The organism is Billgrantia antri, assembly GCF_019430905.1.
GTDB classification, from domain to species: Bacteria; Pseudomonadota; Gammaproteobacteria; order Pseudomonadales; family Halomonadaceae; genus Halomonas; species Halomonas antri.
The window spans coordinates 265,375-286,987 of sequence record NZ_JAHYCA010000002.1 but is presented as its reverse complement, the minus strand read 5'-3'; the positions used below and the strand labels follow the sequence as shown (position 1 = coordinate 286,987).

Sequence of the window (21,613 nt, the reverse complement as noted above, 5' to 3'; positions counted from 1 at the left end):
CATTCCGTTATTGCCCGATCGTTCGCTACCGAACGTTCACCCCGTGTAGCGCGCGACCTGCCACCCCAGCAGGCCGGGCATAATGAGTACAGGAGTGGCGTTGAGCAGGCGTGGGCCGTTCGGGGTACCGGCCAGTTGCGCGCGGATGACACGAAAAACGCCCGAGTGGGCCACCACCAGCGGCATCTCCGCGCTTGCCAGCACGCCATTCAGCGCGGTCAGCACACGAGCCTGGAAGTTCGCCCAGCTCTCCCCGCCGGGCGGGGTGGCCTCGTAGGGTGGCTGCTGCATGAGCGGTAACTGGTCCAATCGACCCCAGTCACGCTCGTCGAGCCCGTTCAGGCGCATCGCCTGTTGGCCCGGCACCGCCAGCTCCGCTGTGCGCCAGGCGCGCTGCAGCGTGCTAGTCACGACCCGGCTCCAGGGTCGGTCCAACCACACGGCGGCCTGCCGCGCCTGGGCCTCGCCCAGCGCCGTCAAAGGCACGTCGCTGCGCCCGCCGATGCGATGTTCGCGGTTGAGCCGCGTTTCACCGTGGCGAATGAAGACGAAAGGCCTAGCCAGCAGCATTGCCGTCCTCCTCCGACAGGGCCAGCGCTTTCGATGCCGCCAACGACTCGCTCACCTCACGTACCTCGGAGGTGAACAGGGGGAACACCTGTCCGGCGCCCAGTTGCCGCACCAACGCCCGCATATGGGAGAGTCGCAGGTGGACGTTCCAGCGCCGCCAGTCTATTTCCCCGGCGGCCCTCTGGCGCTGCCGCCGGGGCGTGAGATAGCCCGTGTGCAGAAGACGGTGCGCCGGCCAGTCCTCGGGGTCATCGTCGCGGTCCTCCACCAGCCATAGCATGGGAGAATCCGTACGGGAAGAGTCGAGCAGCCGACGGATGGCAACGTCATACCCCTCCCGGCGCAGCGCACGGGGCAGCCGCAGCAAGGCCTCGAGCCCTGCGCGGCAAGAGTGATCCATGTTCCAGCTCATGCCCAAGCGCTCAGCTTGGGCGTCGAGCCACACTGCCATCTCGAGGGCGCGACCCGACGCGGGCACCGGCAGTACCCAAGGCTCGGTCAGCCGCTGCGCGATGGCTTCGCGACACTGCGCCTGGGGCGTGTCATAGACCCCGTAGGAAGCGTCCAGCAGCGCAACTCGAGCCGGCGGCGGTTCATCGAAGGGGAATAGCAGCGATTCGATGCAAGCGTCGCCGCTGTAGAACACGCCTTCCTCGATGCCGAGATGCAACCACACGCCGCCAAGCGAATGTCCCGCCTGTCCGGTGGTCACCGGTATGCCCGCGATGCAGCACTGGCCACGCTCGGGTAGCGCTCGCCACTCGCGGTCGCTGGGCAGCGCCGCCGCCACCGCGGTCGTGCAGTAGAGCGGCAGTTCGGCAGGCAGCGCCGATACCCCGCCGATATGGTCGAAATGATCGTGGCCGATCATCACGGCATCGACATCCAGCCCTTCGGCCCAGGCCATCGACTGGCCCGGATGCAGGGCACCGCCGGCGTCGAGCAGCAGGCGCCTGCCCTCGGCCTCGACCATGATGGCGGCGGGAGCCTTCTCGCCAAGCCCGCTGAGCACCTCGACATGCAGGCTCATGCGTCGGGCTCCAGGCACCAGCCCTCGTGCAGGGTCAAAGCTACCAGCTGGCCTTCGCCCAGCGCCGTGGCGTGGTAGGCCATGAGCGTCTCGCCACTTTCGAGGCGCAGATGCAGCTCGTAGCGTTCGCCGCGGAAGGTGACGCTTTCCACCCGCCCACGCAGATCCTGCGACGAAGGGGAAGCGGGATGCACTCTCACGTGCTCGGGGCGCACCAGCACCGGCTGGGTGCGCTCGGCAGGTACGGCGGCAAGCCCGCGCATCAGCGCGGCCTCCTCCAGGCGTTGGCCAGGCCGCCCGGCAGCCACGTTCAACAGGCTGCCTTGGCCGATGAAGCTGGCCACCCAAGCGGTTCGTGGCTGGCGATAGAGCGTTTCTGGAGTGGCCCACTGCGCCAGCCTGCCCTCGCGCATGACCGCGATGCGGTCTGCCAGCGCCATGGCCTCGCTCTGGTCGTGGGTGACATAGACCAGGGTGGCCTGGGTGCGGCGGTGAAAGTCGCGAAAGCTCTGCTCCATGGCCGCGCGCAGGTGGCGGTCAAGGTTGGCCAAGGGCTCGTCGAGCAGCACGACGTCGGGATCAGTGACCAGGCAGCGTGCCAGCGCCACGCGCTGACGCTGGCCACCGCTGAGCTCCTGCGGCGAACGCGCGGCATAGGATGCAAGGCCCACCAGCGCCAGCGCCTGGGCCACCCGGCGCCGGTAGCTCTCGCCATCCAGGCGGCGCAGCTTGAGTGGGTAGCCGACGTTGTCGGCCACGCTCATGTGCGGCCACAGCGCGTAGGACTGGAACACCATCGCCATGTTGCGCTGCTCGGGCGGCACGTGCTGCTCGCGGCTGGCCAGGGTGCGCCCGCCCAAGCGGATCTCGCCCTCGCTGAGCGACTCGAAGCCGGCCAGCATGCGAAGCATGGTGGTCTTGCCGCAGCCGCTGGGGCCGAGCAGCGCGACGAACTCACCCGGTGCCACGTCCAGTGAAAGCGCATCGACGGCACACTGCTCGCCGAAGCGTTTGGTGACGTGATCGATCGTCAGCCCTGCCATGGCACGACCCCCTTGGGCAGGCGCGGCGCCAGCAGGCTCAGCGCCAGCATCAGCGTGGCGACCATCAGCACCACCAGTACGGAAACCGCGGCGGCCAGCACGCTCTCGCCGCCTTCGTCGAGGTTGAAGATCAGCACGCCCAGGGTCTCGTTGCCGGCGCTCCACAGCAGCGCCGAGACGTTCAGCTCGTTTACCGCCAGCAGGAACACCAGCAACCCACCCGCGAACAGCGCCGGCGCCACCAGCGGCAACACGATGCCGCCCAGGCGTCGCCAGGGGCCGGCGCCAGCGAGCTGGGCCGCTTCTTCCAGCGAGGGATCGAGCTGGGCAAGGCCGGCGGCCACCGGCTTGAGGCACACCACCAGGAAACGCGCCAGGTAGGCGACGAAGATCAGCCCCAGGGTGCCGTAGAGTGCCACGTTCACCACGGGAATGGGCCGTACGAAGAGCAGTATGCAGGCCACCGCCAGCACCACGCCGGGCAGCGCATAGGGCAGCTCGATGGCGCTCAGCGCCAGGCTCTGCCAGCGCTGGGGCAGGCGCTGCAGGCGATAGGCCAGCGGCAGGCTGCACAGCATCAGTACCACGGCGGCACTACCCGCCAGCCACAGGCTGTTACTAGCCGCACGCCAGGTCGCCCCTTGGCGGCCGATCACCTCGTGGTAAGCACTCAGGGTGACGGTCTCCCAGCTCAGCGGCACGCCCATGGCCGGCACCAGCGAGCTCACCACCAGCGCCGCCAACGGGGCGACGAGGATGGCCAGCAACAGGGCCACCAGCAGCGCGGTCACTCCACCCCGCCAGCGTCCCAGCGAGAAATCGTGCGCCCGCCCGGAGTGCCCCACCAAGCCGAACCGGCTGCGCTTCATCCACGCTTGTTGCAGCGCCACGCCGGCCAGCGCCAGCACGCCGATCAGCAGCGACAGCGAGGCCATTTCGGCCAGCACGCCGGTACCGAAGCTGGCCATGCGCTGATATATCAGGGTCGGCAGCACGTAGTAGCCCGCAGGAATGCCAAGCATGGCGGGAATGCCGAAGTTGCCCAGGCTCGAGATGAACGCCATGCCTCCCCCTGCGATCAGGCCGCTGCGGGTCACCGGCAGGATGATCTGCCCCCACACCTGGGCCTGGCGAGCACCACTGATGCGCGCCGCCTCGACCAGCTCGCGGGGCAGCGAAAGCAGCGAGGTGCGCAGCGCCAGGAACACCAGCGGCGCGCTCTGGATGCCCAGCAGCAGGGCGATACCCTCGGCCGAGTAGAGCGGCTGGGGACTGCCCAGGGGCGGCGCCATACCGATGCTTTTCAGCAGCGGGCTGGCGGGGCCGAACAGCTGCAACCAGCTGAGCGCGGTGACCTGAGGCGGAATCATCATCGGCAGCATGAAGCAGAACACCAGCCAGGCCTTGCCGCGAATGTCGGTAAGGGTGATCACGAAGGCGAACAGGCTGCCGAGTGCCAGCGCGATCAGCATGCCCAGCCCCGAGGTGTAGAGACTGCGCGCGAGCGCCCGCCAGGTGCTCTCGGCCTGCAGGACCCGCCACAGAGGTGATTCGCTGCCCTGGGCCAGGTCGCTCAGCGCCTCCATCAGCAAGCGCAGGCTGGGCGCCAGGCTGAGCGCCACGATGACGAGCATGAGCAGGGTGAGCAGCCAGCGGTGCTGGCTGCTATCGGTGAGGCCCGGTGACATGCTCAGCTGCCGAACAGGTCGCCGAAGCGCTGCTTGAGTTCGTCTTCACGGGCCAGAGCGCTCTGGGTATCCAGCGGCATCAGCGCGATGTCGTCACGGGCGGGAAAGCCCGCCGGCGGGGCGACAGCGGGATGCGCCGGCAGATAGCCCTGCTCGCTGACCAGCTCCTGGCCTTCGCGGGAGAGCACGAAGTCGACGAACTTCTGTGCGGCGTCGAGGTTCTTGGCCTCCTGCATGATGGCGACCGGTTCGGTCACCGCGCTCACGCCCTCCTCGGGGAACACGAAGGCCACCGGCGAGCCCTTGGCCGCTTCGCGAATCGGCAGGAAGTCCACCACGACGCCGTAGGGCTTGGTACCCGCCGCCACGGCATTGAACACGCCGCCGTTGCCGCCCTGGGCCTCGACACGATTGGCCTGCAGCGCTTCGTAATAGCTCTCGCCCAGCTCGGGGTTGGACTCGATGGTCGCCATGTGAATCAGCGCGGCCCCCGAGTAGAGCGGGCTGGGCATGGCCACCTGCCCCTCGTATTCGGGCTGGATGAGGTCCTGCCAGCGCTGCGGCCGGTGTTCGGCCCCGGTGTTGTAGACGATCCCCGTGGTGATCAGCTTGGTGCCGTAGTAGTAGCCTTCGGAATCGTACAGCTCGGCATCATAGGCCTCGCGCTCCGGGCTCTGGTAGGCCTGCAGGTGCCCTTCCTGCTTGAGCGACTCCATGGTCATGCTGTCGGCGATCAGCAGCACGTCAGGGTTGCTGACGCCGGCGGAGAGTTCGGAGCGCAGGCGAGTCATCAGCTGCGTGGTACCGTCGCGTACCCACTCCACCTCGATACCGGGGTGGGCCGCCTGGAAAGCGTCGACGGTCTGCTGGGCGTCGCTGTTGGGTTGGCTGGTATAGAGCACCAGCTTCTCGTTGCCGAGGGCGGGAAGTGCCAGGCCGGTGAGTACCACGGATGCGGAAAGAGCGGTTACCAAGGGACGCTTCAGCATGAGCCAACCTCCGATGAGTGTGTTCCATCGAAGGTACTGCCGTTCGCTTACAGCTCAGTGACAGTTGGTTTTCCTGCCTATTTACGTTACGCCTTCTTGACGAACTCCGACTTCAGCTTCATCGGCCCGAAGCCATCGATCTTGCAGTCGATGTCGTGGTCGCCCTCGACCAGGCGAATGCTCTTGACCTTGGTGCCCACCTTGACCACCGACGAGCTGCCCTTGACCTTGAGGTCCTTGATCACGGTGACGCTGTCGCCATCCTGCAGCACGTTGCCGTTGGCATCGCGTACCACCTTCTCGTCGCTGGACTCTGTCTCACCCGACACACTCGACCACTCGTGACCACATTCAGGGCAGGCGTACATGTCGGCCACTTCATAGGTGTATTCGGAATGACAGGCGGGGCAGTTCGGCAGCGCGCTCATGGGGCTTCTCTTGGGCAGGTTTCGCGGAGCGCGAAGCATGCCAGAGCGCCCCGGGGGTGTCCAATGAGCATCCTATTCACTTTCCGGACCTGGCAGGCCTCGGGCATAGAACGCCATGCTTTCGCTGCAGCGAAAACCGAGATTCTGGTAGAAATGGGCCGCAGGGATTTCCCTCCCCGTGGCCAGGTACACCGCGCGAACGTCTCGCTCGGTCAGCTCCCGCTCCAGAGCCCGGTAAAGCTGCGAGCCGATTCCCTGGCCCTGCCGATGCGAGGCAACGCACATTTCTCTCAAGTAGAACAGGTAGCCTTCCAGATAGGGCTCCAGATTACCCAGCAGAAAACCTGCGGCCGCACTGCCTTCGCCCGGTGTCACCACGCCGACGAAGCCGGGCGATTCGTGAAAGTGAGCCAACCGAGCCAGGGCGCGTTCGAAACCCCACGGCTCGCTCCACGGTTCGGCAGAGAATACCTGCGCGAATAGCGTCGCGCAGGCTTCCAGGTCGCGGGGCTCCAGCCGTCTTGGCGCGATGACAGTCACCTAGCGCTTGTCCTGGGTATTGGTCTCGAAGTCGCTGGCGTCGTGGCGCTCATGCAACTGCTGCTCCAACGGGCCGAAGGTACGGTTTACCATGCGCCCGCGCTTGACCGCCGGCCGGGCATCGATCTCCCTGGCCCAGCGCTGCACGTGCTCGTACTCCTGTACCTGCAGGAACTCGCCGGCATCGTAGACGCGACCCAGCGCCAGCTGCCCGTACCAGGGCCAGTTGGCGATATCGGCAAGGGTGTAGTCGTCCCCGCCGAGATAGCGACTCTCGGCCAGCCGCCGGTCCAGTACGTCGAGCTGTCGCTTGGTCTCCATGGCGAAGCGGTCGATGGCGTACTCTATCTTGGTCGGCGCATAAGCATAGAAGTGGCCGAAGCCGCCGCCGAGATACGGCGCACTGCCCATCTGCCAGAACAGCCAGTTCAGCGTCTCGGTACGCCCAGCGGTATCCCGGGGCAGAAACTCACCGAACTTTTCGGCCAGGTAGAGCAGGATCGAGCCCGACTCGAACACCCGGGTGGGCGGCGTGGTGCTGTGATCCATCAGCGCCGGGATCTTGGAGTTGGGATTGACCTCGACGAAGCCGCTGCCGAACTGCTCGCCCTCGCCGATGCGGATCAGCCAGGCGTCGTATTCGGCGCCCGTGTGGCCCCGCGCCAGCAGTTCCTCGAGCATGATGCCGGCCTTGACCCCGTTGGGGGTAGCCAGCGAGTAGAGTTGCAGCGGATGCTTGCCGACCGGTAACTCCTTGTCATGGGTAGGGCCGGCGATGGGCCGGTTGATGCTGGCGAACTCGCCGCCGTTCGCCTTTTCCCACTTCCACACTTTCGGCGGCACGTACTCGTTTTCTTGGCTCATGAGTGCTCCAGAACGCTGAGTGTCGAAGCGCCCACTCCCCGGCGGGAAGAGAGACGCGTGCAGTAGGGGAAAGATAGCGTGTTAACGTTCGAGCTTCGAGTCGGCCTTGAATGACTGCTTTTGCACACGCGAGGGCTCACCTGTTGGCGCTCGAAACGATCAACGTTCCGCCGGCACCCAGGAACAAGCCCCCGGTAGTGCGATGAAACGCCCGCATCCTGCCGGGGCTATCGAACCAGCGACCCAGCCCCGAACCCAGAGTGGCGTAGAGCGTCATCAAGGTCGTGTCGATGACCAGCCAGGTCAGCGCCAGGATGATGAACTGAAGCAATTGCGGTTCGCCGATGGTGATGAAGTTCGGAAACAGGGCGGCAAAGAACAGCAGGTCCTTGGGGTTGCCGATACCCACCAGGAACCCCTGGCGGAACATGGCGGGAACCGATTGGCCCTTCACTGCCGCTGGCGCCTCGGCCAGCGGCGACTGGGGCTTGGCCAACCAGGCCTGCAATCCCAGGTAGATCAGGTAGGCGCCGCCCAGCAGCTTCAACACGAAGAAGGCCGTTTCTGAGGTGGCGAGTATGGCGCCCAGCCCCAAGGCGGAAAGCGTCATCAATACCAGTGAAGCCACCCCGCCACCCAGCACCGTGGCAAAAGCCCGGTGCCGGCCGAAACGCAGGCCATGCGTGGTGCATAACAGTGCCACCGGCCCCGGGAAAATGATCAGGGCCGTTATCACCCCGACGAAGGTCATCCAGGTCCACCACTCCACGGGTCATCTCCTTATAGATTCGCCAAGACGCCAGTTGCAGGCCGCTCGCCACGACAATGCTCGAGATTACCGCGTAGGCTATCGCTGCGCATGGGTCGACAATACTTCCCGGTGCATGCGCTGCAAATAGGCCAAGTGGAGAAAGGGCACCAGCAGCGGGCTGGCAAATACGCCCAGGGCAACGATGATCCCCCACTCCGGCAACTCCCAGCCGAAGGCGACCAGGCAAAATAGCATCAGAGAGACACTCACTAAACCGGCGCCCAGGCTGGCGGCCCGCCACCACCAGGTGAGCCGCGGCCGTCGCACCAGGTAAGCCACCGCCACGCACCATAGCCCAACGATACCCACAAAACCGACGAACACGAAGAGCATGATCGCCAGTTCCTCCAAGCCCCAGTAAAACCCTACCGTGCTCAGCAGGGCCAGTCCGGAGAGCAGGCAGAACAGGCTCACCGGCAATGCCAGCAGGAGCATTTCGGCAACTATTAGAATACGGTGGAGCGATTCCTTTCTCATGTCGTTTCCCGCAATTATCACGCACCGAAAATTATCGCAGTACCTCCCGCATGATTAGCGACAAGGGGCTTGGTTTCATTACCGCCTTACTCTACTACCTTTAGAAAAAACCGTTCCCACCCCCCCATTCTGCGGATGGCTGCCATGGCATATGATCGTAAGGATCTCGAGCCTGAACATCGCCCTGAGGCAATCAAGGCACGTCTGTCTCAACCGCCATCAGCCAACACACTACCTGATGCAGTGCTGGGCGGTATCGATGGCTGCGTCACGACATTTGCCGTCGTTTCAGGCGCTTTCGGTGCCGGCTTCTCCCCTACGGTTGCCCTGGTCCTGGGTTTCGCCAATCTACTCGCCGACGGCTTCAGCATGGCAGTCAGCAACTACGAGGCTTACCAGGCGCAACAAGAGCATATCGACAGTGTCGCCCGTCGCGAACGTCACCATATCCAGCTCATCCCCGATGGGGAGCGGGAGGAAATTCGTCAGATATTCCGGGCGAAAGGCTTCGAGGGAGAGCTGCTGGAGACAGTGGTCGAGACGCTGACCAACGATCACGATGTCTGGGTAGACACCATGCTCAAGGAGGAACACTACCTGCAACCCGTCGGATTGAACCCCCTGCGCGCCGCGTTGACCACCTTCTTCGCTTTTATCGTCGTCGGCGCCATGCCCCTGCTGCCCTATGCCTTACCGGACCTGGATACGGCCATACAGTTCCTGGCAAGCCTCGTCATTGCCGGTGCGATGTTCTTCGGCATCGGAATGCTCAAGAGCCTGGTCTACCAGCGGCCGGTGTTGCGATCCGGAATCCGTACCCTGCTGATGGGAGGCGCCGCTGCCGGCCTCGCCTTCCTCAGCGGGCACCTGGCACATGCACTATTCGGCCTGGGTTAAGTGCATGCAGAGTATGCCAAGACTACCACGGCTCCCCTTCCCCGAGCCGATCCAACTCGCCAGTTCTTACCCCTTGGCGATCAGGAAGGCGCCGGCAGCGGCCATCAGGGTGCCTGCAGAGCGGTTGGCGCCTTTCATGGCGCGCTTGGTCTGCAGGAAACGCCGTGCGCTCGAGGCACCGGAGGCTACCAGCATCAGCCCCGCCATCAGGCTGACGAAGGTGAGCCCGACCACCAGCACCATGTCGTGGGAAGCCAGGGCGGTGAGATCGATGAAGGTGGGAAGGAAGGCGATGTAGAAGAGAATCACCTTGGGGTTGGAGGCGGAGATCAGAAAGCCCTGCAGGAAACCCTTCACGGCATCCCCCCGCTGCAGCTCGGGCGCCAGTGGCTCGGCCTCGACCGGGGCGGTCCACATCTTCCAGCCCAGGTAGAGCAGGTAAGCGGCACCAAGGTAGCGAATTACCGTGAAGGCCTCGCTCCAGTTCTAGGCGATGGCCGCCAGGCCGTAGAAAGCCAACAGCAGGTAGAGCAGGTCGCTGAGGGTCATGCCCAGCGCCAGCGGCACGCAGACCCGCGCGCCGGAGGCCATGCCTCGCGCCAGCAGAGCGAACACTCCGGGCCCGGGGGTCACGGCGAAGACGAAGATGGCCACGATATAGAGCAGCGCGCTTTCAAGGGGCATGGGTTTCCTACCTGAGTCGAGGAGGGACGAATGCCATCATGCAACAGCGGCGACCGGCATGCCATCGTCACTCGTTTGCCACCTTCCTCCGCTAGCGTCGGCCAGAACCCTCTTCGGCAGGAGCCCCTGGATGACGCGACCCAAGCGCGAACCGCTCAGTGAGGCGGAGCTCGAGTTTCTGGTCGAGTTGGCCAACGGCAACGCCCTGGCCCGTCAGCGCCGCCGCGAGCGCGAACGTCAGCGCGCTATCCGTCGACGTCGGTACGATACACGGCGGTGAGGCACAGTGAAGCTACTACCGCTCCACCTCTCCAGCGCCATGTCGGCGTTCTGGTTGGTGGTCCTTGCTCTGAAAAACATCGCTGAAAGCCGCGGCGAGAATACCCGTGGGCATGGCGATGATGCCGATACCGGCCACCGCGGTGATACCGGCAAACACCTTCCCCAGAGGCGTGATGGGCGTGACATCACCGTAGCCCACCGTGGTGAGGGTAGCGATACTCCACCACAATGCCCGCGGCACGCTGCCGAAGGCTTCGTGCTGGTCGGCAGCCTCCACCACGTAGAGACAGGCCGCGGAAATCAATAGCAACAGGCCCGCCACACCGACGCTGAGCAGCAGCTCGTAGCTGCGGGCATGCAGGGCCTCGGCCAGCGCAGACCAGGCTCGGCTGAAACGCCCCAGCCTAGCGAGACGCAAGATACGCAGCACGCGCATCATGCGCAGCAGGAACACATTGTTGAAAGGCAGGAATGCCAGGAAGAACGGCAGGATTGCGAGCAGATCGATCAGCGCCCAAAAGGAAAACACGTAGCGGATGCGGCCCGAGATACCCCGGTAGCGGGGCTCCTCCCCGGCGGCATACAGCCGGCATCCGTATTCGGCGAGAAAGAGCGCGACGAAGACAGCTTCGATAGCAAAGAACAGATCCGGTGCCGCCTGGCGCAAAGTCGGCTCGGTTTCGAGCACGGCCATCAGGGACGCCAGCAGAATCAGCACGCAGACGACCCGATTGATCGGCGACAACCCCGAGTCGGGCCAAGCCCCCGGCGTCAGTTGGCGATGGAGCCTCTCACGCAGCAAGGCAAACCTCCTGTTAGCTGAATGGGATGCGTGACCTTATACCATCGCTGCCGGGAATGGCTTCCCTCGCCGTTGCCATGTTTCAACGCAGACGGCCGGAGCAGGTGCGAGCGCTGGCGAGTTCTTAACGCGCCATGTCTCCCAGCTTCTCCAGCTCGTCGTCATGCAGGGAAACAAGTAAGGGTTCGCCGCGTTCGTCGACGCGGAACTCGCCATAACGGGCGGACTCGTAGCGCTCGGCATGGCCCTCCTGAAAGAAGAAAGCGTCGGTGGCAAAGCGGACCCGGCCGTTGCGCATCCGGTAGCGCAGGCGCATCTCGTCGGCGGCAAGGGAATCGTTGCTCGCGCCCAGGCGCTGGAAATGCCCCACGCGCTGCGCATCCAGGCGCACGATCACATGACCATCGGCGGCCTGCGGTTCGCCGCTCTCCCTGCGCTGCGCATAGTGCGCCTCGTTGATGCGGTTGGCGATCTCGAAGTTGAGAGCCATGTAGTCGCCCTGCAGTAGTGAGCGCGGATCCACTGGCGCCAGTTCCAGATACACCACCTCACCTTCGGCCAAGTGACGCTCCTTGGCCCAGATGCTCCAGTTGACCAGCGCCAGGATCAGCACGGTAGCGATAACCACTACGACCCTGTCGAGCTTGGCTGTCGCGATCATTGGCCCGCCCCCTTCGCTTCACCGGCCCGCCAGCCGCGCGGCATGGCCCAGCGGATCGTCAGTAGCACCACGCCGAGGGCGAACAGCGTCATTGCCTTGGTCAGCAAGGTCGCCTCGAGCCAGTAGTAGTAGTTCGAAATCGAGAGCAGCAGCAGTAGCCCCCCAAACCCCATGACCAGACGATTGCCGATAGCGAAACCCAGCACGACCACCACGGCGCCATGGCTCAGGCCATGAGCCTGGAGCGAGAGCAGCATCAGCACCGCCAAGGCACCGAAGGCCGCCAAGCGCACGGATGAAGCGACCGCGCTGGCATGGCGCTGAAAGACGTACCGAAGTAGCAACAACAGCGCCAGCATGCCCAAGGCATCCCCGGCCCAGGGTTCCAGCCAGCCCAGGCCGGTTCCCGTGTAATAGCGCCCAAGCAGCAGCGACTGGCCGAAGTACTGCATGGCCTGGATGGCCAGCAGCCCAAGCAGCAGGCCATAGCCCAGCGACTGCACCGTTCTCAACCGCGCCGGCCAGCGAAACTCGTTGAGCCACAGGACAGTCAGTGAGAACAGCACCAGGCCTCCGGCGAGCGAAGGCAACGAGATGCCTTCCATCAAGGCGAGATAAAGTGCCAGGCTCGCCGCGAAGGCCGAAAAGGTGCGATGCGTGAGGCTTGGCATCACCAGCGCCAGCAGCGTCTGTAGCGCTACCAACGCCCACCAGAAGCCAGCGTTCACGTCCCCCAGGGCGGCGCCCAGTGCCCAGGCCACCAGCAGTTGGCCCGCCAAGCTACCCGCCAGCGCCAGGTGCTCGACGAAGTCACCTTTCGTCCCCCGCAGCAGCGCAAAGGCACCCGTGATCATCACCAGCCCCAGCATGGCGGCGACCACGCTGGTGTCGAGCACGAACACCGCGCCCATGGCGATGAAACCGAGCAGAAACAGGGCCGCCAGCCAGCCCGAAAACGCCTGCAGGGCGCGCACGAACCAGGGCGTCTCGAGTGCCGGCTCGCCCTCGTCTTCCGACACCGCAATGCCAGCCTGGTCAAGTCTCTCCTTGAGTGAAGGCATCATGCCGATATCTCCGCATGCAGCCGCTTGAGCCAGAAGGCGGCTGCTGCTCCCAACCCCAGCACCACCACGGCCAAGACCAGGAAGCCAGCCGCCTCGGCGTGCCACAGCAGGTGTCGGGCAAGAAAGAACGTGACGACCGTAATGACCGACAGGCAGCCCCCCGCCAGCATGAACAGGTCGGCTCGCCAATAGCGGTAGATGGCGTAGAGGGCCGCCAACCAGACCGGATAGACCAGCATGGCAGGCGTGAGGCCGGCCCAGTCATCGAGAATGATGGTGATCATGAGCAGGGTCAGGGGGATGCCGCCGCCCAGCGCCAACAGGCGCGTGGCCCACCCTGCCGACAGCCAGCGCCAACGCCGCGCGCCCAGCTCCCATAGCGCCAGCGCCACGGTATTGAGCGCGAACAGCCCCCACAGGGCGGCGGTGTCGCTGGCGAACGGGAGGCCAAATGCCCCACCCCATGTGCGGAAGTAGAGCGCCAGCGAAAGATTGAGCAACCCCAGCCACAGCACCCAGAGCGCATCGAAGCGCGCCACCAGCGTCCAGGGCAACATCAGCACGGCCCAGAAGAAGAACAGCTGCCACGGATCGGCACCGGTCTGGTAGACCTGACCAAACAGCGCCAACAGCACGCCCAGCAGCAGCGAAGCCGCCATGAGTGCCGCCCGAGCCACCCAGTTATCCTTTTCGCCGCGCCCTACGGCCCACCAGTAGATGCCGATGGCCACTACCAGCGCTACCTGCACCAGTCCGAAGCGCAGCCAACGTCCCATCGCGGTCCAGTTGTAGGCGATGAGAAACAGCAGTCCGCAAGCCAGCGCCAGCGTACCCAACCACAGCAGCAGCCGATCCAGGAATACCCCCCAAGCCCGCCCCGAAGGGTACAGCCCGGAAAGCGCGACTGCCCGCGCCACCTGCTCACGAGGTATGGCGCCCCGCTCGATCAATGCCGTCAGTTGACGGTGAATGTTGAGCCTCTCACTACTCATGGTCGGGCTCCACGATGAGATAGGCCTGGTAGGGATGATCGGCTTTGTGGGATAGAGCAGCTTGAGCCAACGAGCCCTGACCAAGGGCGTGATATATCGCGCATCACAGTTCCTTGATGGTCCGCCATGCATCGACGATTTCGTGCTGACCGTACACCCGAACCCCGTGTTGGCGAAGCAGCGCCGCGGTGACACCGGCACCGGCCCTTTTCACTCCCGAGAAACTGCCATCGTAGATCTGCGTGCTGCCGCAGGAGGGGCTGTGTTCGGTCAGAACCGCTACCTTGATGTCATGCTCCCGGCACAGCTGGAGCGCCAGCGAAGCGCCCTGCCGAAACACCTCGGTGAGATCGGTACCGTCGCGATCGACGACCTGCGCCGAACCGGTGAGTACCCCACCCCCATCGCCGGCGATAATCTCGGCGGGCGGCCTCGGCGTAGGCAGGCCGGCATCAACCTCGGGGCATACCGATACCACCCGACCCTCGGCCTGCCACTGCGCCAGGATCTCCGAGGCCAGGCTCTTGGCACCGCCATCGTAGCGTACCCGCCTGCCCAGCAGGCACGCGCTGACCAGCACCTTCTCCATTGCCCCTCCCGTTTCGCGACACCTCGTTGTCTTCTGCCTGCCTACTTTAGCGAATTCCGCAAAGAAAAAACCCGCCTCTTGGGCGGGTCACGAGACTCTCGCTATGCGTCAATGGTTGCCCAGCGACTTCAGCTTATCTTCACTCAGGGTGATCTCTTCGTTCCTGTTGACCCCGACGCCACGCTCGATGATGCAGCGAGCGATCTCCTGGGCTTCTTCCAGGGAGTGCATCACGAAGGTACCGCACTGGTACTCATTGAGTTCCGGGATGTCTTCCATCCGCTTGACGTCGAGCACGTCCTGCATCGCCGCCAGCCAAGCTTCGCTGACGCGCTCTTCGCTGGGGTTGCCCAGCAGGCTCATGTAGAACCCCGTGCGGCAGCCCATCGGTGAGATATCGATGATCTCGACGTCCTTGCCGTTCAGGTGATTGCGCATGAACCCAGCGAACAGATGCTCCAGGGTGTGAATGCCCTTCTCACCCATCATGTCTTCGTTCGGCTTGTTGAAGCGTAGATCGAACACCGTGATGGTATCGCCGGAGGGCGTCTGCATGGTCTTGGCGACGCGAACCGCCGGGGCGTTCATGATCGTGTGGTCGACGGTAAAGCTATCAAGTAGAGGCATGTTCAGTCCTGTGTCGATCGGGTTCGCCGAAACCCCCATGGTAGCATGGGTTGCCCGCCGGCCCGGAACCGACGCTGACCGCCTCCCGTCATGCGCACCCAGCTGACTCGCCCCAGTTCCACTCGCTGCGCGCCACGGCATCGTGGGCATGCAGGCTTTCGGCGTGCACCACGCGTAGCCGGAAGCCATCGATGCCGGGCTGCTCGCGCAGCGCATGCTGCAGGCGGCGCGCGGCATCCTCGCAGAACATCAGGTTCTGGCCGTTGGCCAGGGCGAAGGCCTGTTCGTCGATCCGCTTCACCGCCGTTTGCAGCGCGGTGCCCAGCGCCCGCTCGGTGCGATCCACCAGCGCAATCAGCGGCAGCTCGTCCTGATCGTTAGCGAGCTGCACCGAGAGGTGCGCCTGGCTGCGCTGGCTATGGGGCGTGGCCAGAATGCCCTGCTCGCTGCCCAGCCAGGCCCGCACCGCCTCGCGGCTGATCGGCATGTCGGTGAAATCTTCGTCGAAGGCCTGCTGGATCAGCTGTCGCGCCAGAGCGGCCGAGCAGGGGCAGGTGGAGGAGTAGCCCACCGTGAGATCGAGGGTGGCCACAAAACCACGCTCGTCGCGCCGGCAGCGCAGGGCGAAGGGATAGCGCTTCCAGCCCGCCAGGGGGCTGATCAGCGCCGGTCGCTTGAGCATCGCCTCGCCGCTGAGATCGAGAAAGGCGCCTTGCGAGAGCCCCTGATGGCTGTCGAGGAAGGCCTCCAGCACCGCCGCCACGCGCACCAGAGAAATCTCGCGCGACTCGAGTTCGGCCAGGGCCAGGTAGAGACGAGACATGTGGATGCCCCGCGCGGTGGGGTCGTCCAGGCTGACCCCCGCCGAAGCGTATCCGGTGATACCCTGGCCGACCACCTGCAGCGGCAGGGCGATATTCTCCATTCCGACCCAGCTCAAGGTGCCGAGACGAGAGGCAGGAGCCATGGCGATATCTTCCAATGCCAACCGATTCATCGGGAGACTCCTTGCGCGTTGAAGGATGAAAGGTGGTTCTCAGCTGCGCGACCGGGCTGAAAATAGTCGAACAGCTGCGCGACCGCCTCGGGCGCTACGCCGTTAGTAATGAACACAAAGCGTGAGATACCGTCGCTACAGGCCTCGACCGGCAGCGGCTCCGGTGGGTGAAAGATGTGCTGCACGCCGTGCAGGGCCAACGGCTGCTCTCGCCCGGCAATCTTCACGATGGCCTTCACCCGCAGGATCTTCTCGCCCAGCAGTGACATCAACAGGTCCAGCCAGTCCTCGAGGACGTCAGGCGCGATGGGCTCCTCCACGGTGAAACAGAACGAGCGGATCTGTTCGCCATGCCGGCTGAGAACCGGCCCGGATTGAGGCGTCAGCATCGAGACCAGGGAGCCGGCAGAAGGCGGCGTCATGCCCACCGTGGGCGATACCTGAGCATAGGAGGCCGCGCTCAGCCAATGGTCCGCCCGTTGGCGCTGAACAGAGAGGCCCTCTCCGGTGAGCCGTTCGGCCGCTATCTCGCCATGACTCACTTGCACTTGCTCGGCAGCTGGATTGATCCGAGCCAAATGGCCGGCAAGCCGAGACAGTCGCGCCTCGTCCACCAGATCGGCCTTGGTGATCAACAGCCGGTCGGCGACGGCAGCCTGACGCTGCGACTCGCGATGGGCATTGAGCGTCGAAACGCCGCTGGCGGCATCCACCAGACAAATCACACCATCCAGGTACAGACGATGGGCCAGCCAGTAGTCGGTCATCAGGGTGTGCAGGATGGGAGAGGGGTCGGCGAGTCCGGTGGTTTCGATGATCACGCGCGAGAAGGGCTCGCCGCCCGCTCGCTCGATCGCATCGAAGGTCTTCTGCACGGTGCGGCTCAGATCACCGCGTATGGTGCAGCACAGGCAGCCGCTGCTCATTTCCACCACGCTGTGCTCATCGCCTTCAGCGACCAGACGGTGATCGAGCCCGATGTCGCCGAACTCGTTGATCACCACCAGCGCATCCTTCATCGCGGGCTGGTGCACCAATTGGTTGAGCAGGGTGGTCTTGCCGCTGCCGAGGAAGCCGGTCAGCACGGTAACGGGAATCAGGTCGTGGGTATCTGGACTCATGGGAAAAGCACCGTAACGAGGTAGGGCTAACCAGCGAAACCGCAATACAGGGAGCGAGCGTCGCGCTGTTCTTGCCATGAAAAGTTATAACATAACGTTTTTAGAATGACGATGATTTCACGACAGATCGAGGCGGGGCAGCGCCAAGACAACGCATTGTCGTCGTGTAGAGTGAGGGCATGCCGGCTCGAAGAGCGCAGGATAGCGGCACATACTAGAGGCATGCCTCCCAGGCTCGCTCGTAGCCGTTGTCCAGAGCAGACAAAACGGGATTGAGATGGACGCGTTGATCACGGCCGCGGGCCGTGCGCTCTCGGCGGGCGATCCCCTCGGGGCCTTGAACCGGGTCGCCCTGCGTGACGATGCACCGGCTCTTGCGCTGAGAGGAATCGCGATGGCTCAGCTTGGCGACTTCGCCCGCGCCAGGCTGCTGTTGCAGCGTGCAGCGCGCACCTTCAGCGCCAGGGAGGAGATGGCTCGTGCCCGGTGCGTGGTCGCCGAGGCCGAGGTTGCCCTGGCGTCACGCGATCTCGGCTGGCCCACGAGGCGGCTCGACTCTGCACGAGCCACGCTCGAGGCGCATGGAGACCTGACGAATGCCGCCCATGCTCGTTCGCTCGAGGCTCGCCGCCTGCTGTTGCTCGGGCGCCTTGAACAGGCCGAACATGCCCTGGCCCAGCTCGCTCTCCACTCCCTTCCTCCCGCTCTGGGGGCCATCCAGGCATTGGTTGCGGCAGGCATCGCCCTGCGACGGCTGCACACCGCGGCAGCACGCACCGCACTCGAACGCGCCGCAGAAAACGCTCGCCTCTCCGGCGTTGTCGCCCTGCAGGCGGAAGTCGAGAATGCCTGGCACGCCCTGGGCGCCCCCGCCGCACGCCTGGTGGCGCAAGGTCAAGAGCGCCTGCTGCTGTTGCCTGAGGTCGAAGCGCTACTGGCGTCCAAGGCGCTCGTCGTCGACGCCTGCCGCCACGCCGTTCGCAACGGCCATGTCGCAGTCTCGCTCGCTACCCGCCCGGTGCTGTTCGCCCTGGCTCGCCTGCTGGGTGAAGCCTGGCCAGCCGACGTGCCACGGGATGCGCTCATCGCCGGCACGTTTCGCACTCGCTTCGCCGACGACTCGCACCGTATCCGCCTGCGCGTCGAGCTCGGCCGGCTGCGTGCGGCACTCGGCCCCCTGGCCGGCGTGTGTGCAACGCCGCGAGGCTACGTGCTGGAGCCAACTTCCGCTACCGAGGTCGTGGTTCTGGCGCGCCCTATCGAAGACAAGCATGGCGACGTGCTGGCCCTGCTCAGCGACGGCGAGCCGTGGTCGAGCTCGGCCCTGGCCATGGCCCTCGGCGCCAGCCAGCGCAACATTCAGCGCGCGCTCGAGACGCTTGCCAGAGTGGGCAAAGTGCAGTCCTTCGGCCGCGGCAGGGCCCGGCGCTGGGTCGCCCCGCCGGTGCCGGGTTTCACGACAACCTTGTTACTCCCGGGGCCTCTACCCGGCGGATTAGGCTGAGACGGTACCCACCAAACGAGGTCAACGACATGAACCGTTCAGCAGCGCAAGTACTCCAGGAATTCGGTCCCTTCCCCGGTGTAGAGCACGTGCACGGTGTCAGCTACGACGGACGCCACGTGTGGCTTGCCACCGGCGAAATGCTTGGCGCCTTCGATCCCGAAACCGGCGAGCCACAGCGCTCGATCGAAATCGAGGCCGATGCAGGAACGGCCTTCGACGGCCAACACCTGTTCCAGATCTCCGCAGACCGCATCCACAAGATCGAGCCCGCCAGCGGCCGGGTCCTCGCCACCATCCCCGCTCCGCCCGGTAGCAATTCGGGGCTGGCCTGGGCCGAAGGCTCGCTTTGGCTAGGCCAGTACCGCGACCGCAAGATCCACCAGATCGATCCTGACAGCGGAGCCATCCTGCGTACCATCGAATCCAATCGCTTCGTCACCGGTGTCACCTGGGTCGACGGCGAACTCTGGCATGGCACCTGGGAGGATGACGGCAGCGACTTGAGGCGAATCGACCCAGCCTCGGGCGAGGTGCTGCAACAACTCGATATGCCTCAGGGCACAGGCGTCTCGGGGCTCGAGTCGGATGGCACCGATCGCTTCTTCTGCGGCGGCGGCGCCAGCGGCAAGCTGAGGGTCGTGCGTCGCCCGCGGTAGTTGCCGTCCCAAGCAAGTAGTGCGGCGTGACGGTAGCCCTCAGGCGCGCCGTCACGCCTCACGAATGGTGCACTCTTCCCGGACTTGTCGGGCCATGTCGAAAACCCAGTCAGGCAGAGAGCACCAGCGCGGAGCGCCGCAACAGGGCCTCCATCTTCTCCTGGGTGTCCGTATCGCGGGTAGGCACGTAGGTGATCAGGTTCAGCGGCACCTCGTTGCCTCCGGCCACCTGCAGGATGGCGTAGTCGAAGGAGAGCCGACCCGCTTTCGGATGCTCGTAGACCTTGACGCCGTCGTGGGGCAGGCGCACCTCATGCTCGTCCCACCAGGCAGAGAAAGCGGGGCTACGTGACCGCAGCAGCTCGATGAGCTCGTTGAACCAGGGGTCATCGAGGTAGTTGGCCTGGGTCAGGCGCAGCTTTGCCACACAGTCCCGCGCATGCACCTCCCAATCCACCAGCATGCGGCGCATCGCTGGATTGAGGAACAGTTGATGGATGCCGTTGCGCTCGATGCCTCGCATCGCGCCGAGGTCGCCATGGATCACGGTGGCCGCTCGATTCCAGGCCAGGATGTCCGAACGGGCTCCCATTATCCAAGCCGGACAACAGACGATCTGCTCCAGCAGGCGCTGCAGGCTGTCGCCCACCACGGCCTCGCGCGCCAGCCCGTTGTCGCCATTCTCCACGCCGTAGCCGCCCAGGTTCAGGAGGTGCTGCTGCTCGGCAGGCTCCAGCCGCAGGGCCTGAGCGATGCGCTGCAGGGTGTCCAGCGAGGGATTAACGTCTCGCGACTGTTCCAGCCAGGCATACCACTCAGTACTGATGCCGGCGAGCTCGGCCACCTCCTCGCGGCGCAGGCCCGGCGTGCGTCGTCGCCGCCCGCGCGGCAGCCCGACCTGCTCGGGCTGCAGCCGGGCACGTCGAATCCGGAGGAAAGTGGCAATTTCGCTGCGTCGAATATGGCTGAGCACTGGGCGTGTCCTAGGGGGGAAGTGCGAATACCAGAATAGCGCGTTCCTGATCGTGCGCTCGCGACCCACGTATCGTGGCCATGGTATACCGCGTCGCTCACCCGCGGCGCTAACGCCCTACTAACACAACGACACGATCCGTCCGCCCAACACCGTGCTGGGCACTGCCACACTACTACCCGGCAATGTAAAGGAGTACCCCATGCAATATCGCAAGCTTGGCAATACCGGCCTCTTCGTCTCCCAGTTCTGCCTGGGCACCATGACCTTCGGCGGCGAGGGCGAGCTGTGGAGCAAGATCGGCGATCTCCAGCAGAGCGACGCCGAGCGGCTGATCGCCCGCGCGCTGGAGGCCGGCATCAACTTCATCGACACTGCCGATGTCTACTCCGAGGGGCTCTCGGAGCGCATGACCGGCCAGGCGCTGAAGAACCTCGGCGTGCCGCGCGATGAAGTGGTCGTCGCCACCAAGGTATTCGGCGAGACCGGTCCGGGGGTGAACGCCAGGGGGCTGACGCGCTATCACATCATGGAAGGCGTGAAGGCGAGCCTGAAGCGCCTGCAGCTCGATCATATCGACCTCTATCAGGTGCACGGCTTCGATCCCGCCACGCCCATCGAGGAGACCCTGAGCGCGCTGGACACCCTGGTTCAACACGGCCACGTGCGTTATGTCGGGGTCTCCAACTGGGCCGCCTGGCAGATCGTCAAGGCACTCGGCATCGCCGAACGCAAGGGTCTGAACCGCTTCCAGTCATTGCAGGCCTACTACACCCTGGCCGGTCGCGACCTGGAACGTGAAATCGTCCCCATGCTGGAGAGCGAAGGCCTCGGCCTGATGGTGTGGAGCCCGCTTGCCGGCGGCCTGCTCAGCGGCAAGTACGGCCGCGACGGCCAGACCGCGGGCGAAGGCCGCCGCACCAACTTCGACTTCCCGCCGGTGGAGCAGGCACGCGCTCATGACTGCGTCGACGTCATGCGCAGCATCGCCGAGGCCAAGGGCGTCAGCGTCGCCCAGATTGCGCTCGCCTGGCTGCTGCACCAGCCGGCAGTCACCAGCGTCATCGTCGGCGCCAATCGCCTCGACCAGCTCGACGACAATATTGCCGCCGCACAGGTCACGCTCAGCGCCGAGGAGCTCGCGCTGCTCGATAGCGTCAGCCAGCTTCCCGCCGAGTATCCCGGCTGGATGTTCGAGCGTCAGGGCGAGTACCGCCGCCAGCAGCTCGGTGCGCTGAAGCGCTGAAGCCGTGCCCCGGGAGCAACGGCGAGGGCCCGGCATGCCGGGTCCTCGTCGTTTCCGCTACGCGGAGCTCGTGTC

Annotated in this window: 24 protein-coding genes and 1 pseudogene; 5 read left to right on the top strand and 20 right to left on the bottom strand. The window is 64.9% G+C overall.

The annotated features are described in order from the left end of the window. Nucleotides 1-36 precede the first annotated feature (36 nt). The 10 genes from KPL81_RS05665 to KPL81_RS05620 form a co-directional block, all read right to left on the bottom strand. Nucleotides 37-570 (bottom strand): histidine phosphatase family protein, encoded by a 534-nt coding sequence (locus KPL81_RS05665; RefSeq protein ID WP_219791016.1) that lies wholly within the window; start codon nucleotides 568-570, stop codon nucleotides 37-39. After that, entirely contained in the window at nucleotides 557-1,600 is a 1,044-nt protein-coding gene (locus KPL81_RS05660; protein ID WP_219791015.1) for an MBL fold metallo-hydrolase, read from the bottom strand. Before KPL81_RS05660 ends, KPL81_RS05665 begins: the two co-directional genes overlap by 14 nt. Beyond that, entirely contained in the window at nucleotides 1,597-2,643 is a 1,047-nt protein-coding gene (locus KPL81_RS05655; RefSeq protein WP_219791014.1) for an ABC transporter ATP-binding protein, read from the bottom strand. Before KPL81_RS05655 ends, KPL81_RS05660 begins: the two co-directional genes overlap by 4 nt. After that, complete coding sequence (locus KPL81_RS05650) at nucleotides 2,631-4,331, bottom strand: ABC transporter permease (protein ID WP_219791013.1); 1,701 nt, start codon at nucleotides 4,329-4,331, stop codon at nucleotides 2,631-2,633. The genes KPL81_RS05655 and KPL81_RS05650 overlap by 13 nt, the downstream gene beginning before the upstream one ends. 2 nt (nucleotides 4,332-4,333) lie before the next feature. Beyond that, nucleotides 4,334-5,320 (bottom strand): ABC transporter substrate-binding protein, encoded by a 987-nt coding sequence (locus KPL81_RS05645; RefSeq protein ID WP_209476230.1) that lies wholly within the window; start codon nucleotides 5,318-5,320, stop codon nucleotides 4,334-4,336. Nucleotides 5,321-5,406: 86 nt separating this feature from the next. Further along, nucleotides 5,407-5,748 (bottom strand): zinc ribbon domain-containing protein YjdM, encoded by a 342-nt coding sequence (locus KPL81_RS05640; RefSeq protein ID WP_209476228.1) that lies wholly within the window; start codon nucleotides 5,746-5,748, stop codon nucleotides 5,407-5,409. A 72-nt stretch (nucleotides 5,749-5,820) separates the two neighbouring features. Next, a complete protein-coding gene (locus KPL81_RS05635; RefSeq protein WP_219791012.1) occupies nucleotides 5,821-6,288 on the bottom strand; it encodes a GNAT family N-acetyltransferase in 468 nt (155 codons plus the stop codon). After that, the gene (yghU, locus tag KPL81_RS05630) at nucleotides 6,289-7,152 is read right to left on the bottom strand and encodes a glutathione-dependent disulfide-bond oxidoreductase (RefSeq protein ID WP_219791011.1); all 864 of its coding nucleotides are present in this window, start codon (nucleotides 7,150-7,152) and stop codon (nucleotides 6,289-6,291) included. 136 nt (nucleotides 7,153-7,288) lie between these two features. Then, complete coding sequence (locus KPL81_RS05625; RefSeq protein WP_219791010.1) at nucleotides 7,289-7,921, bottom strand: LysE family translocator; 633 nt, start codon at nucleotides 7,919-7,921, stop codon at nucleotides 7,289-7,291. A 78-nt stretch (nucleotides 7,922-7,999) separates the two neighbouring features. Continuing rightward, on the bottom strand, nucleotides 8,000-8,440 hold the full coding sequence (locus KPL81_RS05620; protein WP_219791009.1) for a hypothetical protein: 441 nt from the start codon (nucleotides 8,438-8,440) through the stop codon (nucleotides 8,000-8,002). A 144-nt stretch (nucleotides 8,441-8,584) separates the two neighbouring features. Here KPL81_RS05620 and KPL81_RS05615 point away from each other — a divergent pair, with 144 nt between their 5' ends. Then, nucleotides 8,585-9,337, top strand: a complete 753-nt coding sequence (locus tag KPL81_RS05615; RefSeq protein ID WP_219791008.1) for a VIT1/CCC1 transporter family protein — start codon at nucleotides 8,585-8,587, stop codon at nucleotides 9,335-9,337. A gap of 66 nt (nucleotides 9,338-9,403) precedes the next feature. Here KPL81_RS05615 and KPL81_RS05610 read toward each other — a convergent pair. Then, nucleotides 9,404-10,021, bottom strand: a pseudogene (locus KPL81_RS05610) (LysE family translocator). A gap of 130 nt (nucleotides 10,022-10,151) precedes the next feature. On the opposite strand from KPL81_RS05610, the gene KPL81_RS05605 reads away from it, so the two are divergent. After that, complete coding sequence (locus KPL81_RS05605) at nucleotides 10,152-10,301, top strand: hypothetical protein (protein WP_209476215.1); 150 nt, start codon at nucleotides 10,152-10,154, stop codon at nucleotides 10,299-10,301. A 15-nt stretch (nucleotides 10,302-10,316) separates the two neighbouring features. Here KPL81_RS05605 and KPL81_RS05600 read toward each other — a convergent pair whose 3' ends face one another. The 8 genes from KPL81_RS05600 to KPL81_RS05565 all read right to left on the bottom strand — a co-directional run bounded on the left by KPL81_RS05600 (nucleotide 10,317) and on the right by KPL81_RS05565 (nucleotide 17,156). Beyond that, nucleotides 10,317-11,105 carry an ion transporter gene (locus KPL81_RS05600; RefSeq protein WP_219791007.1) on the bottom strand — a complete coding sequence of 263 codons (789 nt, stop codon included), beginning with the start codon at nucleotides 11,103-11,105 and terminating at the stop codon, nucleotides 10,317-10,319. Between the two features lie 124 nt (nucleotides 11,106-11,229). Next, the gene (locus KPL81_RS05595) at nucleotides 11,230-11,766 is read right to left on the bottom strand and encodes a GDYXXLXY domain-containing protein (protein WP_219791006.1); all 537 of its coding nucleotides are present in this window, start codon (nucleotides 11,764-11,766) and stop codon (nucleotides 11,230-11,232) included. Beyond that, nucleotides 11,763-12,830, bottom strand: coding sequence for a DUF4401 domain-containing protein (locus KPL81_RS05590; protein ID WP_219791005.1), 1,068 nt, complete (start codon nucleotides 12,828-12,830; stop codon nucleotides 11,763-11,765). Before KPL81_RS05590 ends, KPL81_RS05595 begins: the two co-directional genes overlap by 4 nt. Continuing rightward, entirely contained in the window at nucleotides 12,827-13,822 is a 996-nt protein-coding gene (locus tag KPL81_RS05585; protein WP_219791004.1) for a DUF2157 domain-containing protein, read from the bottom strand. Before KPL81_RS05585 ends, KPL81_RS05590 begins: the two co-directional genes overlap by 4 nt. 103 nt (nucleotides 13,823-13,925) lie before the next feature. Further along, nucleotides 13,926-14,411 carry a 2-thiouracil desulfurase family protein gene (locus tag KPL81_RS05580; RefSeq protein WP_209476207.1) on the bottom strand — a complete coding sequence of 162 codons (486 nt, stop codon included), beginning with the start codon at nucleotides 14,409-14,411 and terminating at the stop codon, nucleotides 13,926-13,928. 108 nt (nucleotides 14,412-14,519) lie between these two features. Beyond that, nucleotides 14,520-15,038 carry an S-ribosylhomocysteine lyase gene (gene luxS, locus KPL81_RS05575; RefSeq protein WP_209476205.1) on the bottom strand — a complete coding sequence of 173 codons (519 nt, stop codon included), beginning with the start codon at nucleotides 15,036-15,038 and terminating at the stop codon, nucleotides 14,520-14,522. Nucleotides 15,039-15,126: 88 nt separating this feature from the next. After that, entirely contained in the window at nucleotides 15,127-16,035 is a 909-nt protein-coding gene (gene folE2 / locus KPL81_RS05570; RefSeq protein WP_219791003.1) for a GTP cyclohydrolase FolE2, read from the bottom strand. Beyond that, nucleotides 16,032-17,156: a CobW family GTP-binding protein gene (locus tag KPL81_RS05565; RefSeq protein WP_219791002.1), complete on the bottom strand. Its 1,125-nt coding sequence runs from the start codon at nucleotides 17,154-17,156 to the stop codon at nucleotides 16,032-16,034. Before KPL81_RS05565 ends, folE2 begins: the two co-directional genes overlap by 4 nt. A 277-nt stretch (nucleotides 17,157-17,433) precedes the next feature. On the opposite strand from KPL81_RS05565, the gene KPL81_RS05560 reads away from it, so the two are divergent. Together KPL81_RS05560 and KPL81_RS05555 are read left to right on the top strand one after the other, a co-directional pair. Further along, nucleotides 17,434-18,660, top strand: coding sequence for a helix-turn-helix domain-containing protein (locus tag KPL81_RS05560; RefSeq protein ID WP_209476188.1), 1,227 nt, complete (start codon nucleotides 17,434-17,436; stop codon nucleotides 18,658-18,660). A 29-nt stretch (nucleotides 18,661-18,689) separates the two neighbouring features. Continuing rightward, complete coding sequence (locus KPL81_RS05555; RefSeq protein ID WP_219791001.1) at nucleotides 18,690-19,319, top strand: Vgb family protein; 630 nt, start codon at nucleotides 18,690-18,692, stop codon at nucleotides 19,317-19,319. Between the two features lie 109 nt (nucleotides 19,320-19,428). Here the strand turns inward: KPL81_RS05555 and KPL81_RS20820 are convergent, their stop codons facing one another. Continuing rightward, complete coding sequence (locus KPL81_RS20820) at nucleotides 19,429-20,292, bottom strand: helix-turn-helix domain-containing protein (protein ID WP_219791000.1); 864 nt, start codon at nucleotides 20,290-20,292, stop codon at nucleotides 19,429-19,431. A gap of 202 nt (nucleotides 20,293-20,494) precedes the next feature. On the opposite strand from KPL81_RS20820, the gene KPL81_RS05545 reads away from it, so the two are divergent. Then, nucleotides 20,495-21,538, top strand: coding sequence for an aldo/keto reductase (locus tag KPL81_RS05545; protein WP_219790999.1), 1,044 nt, complete (start codon nucleotides 20,495-20,497; stop codon nucleotides 21,536-21,538). Nucleotides 21,539-21,613 lie beyond the last annotated feature (75 nt).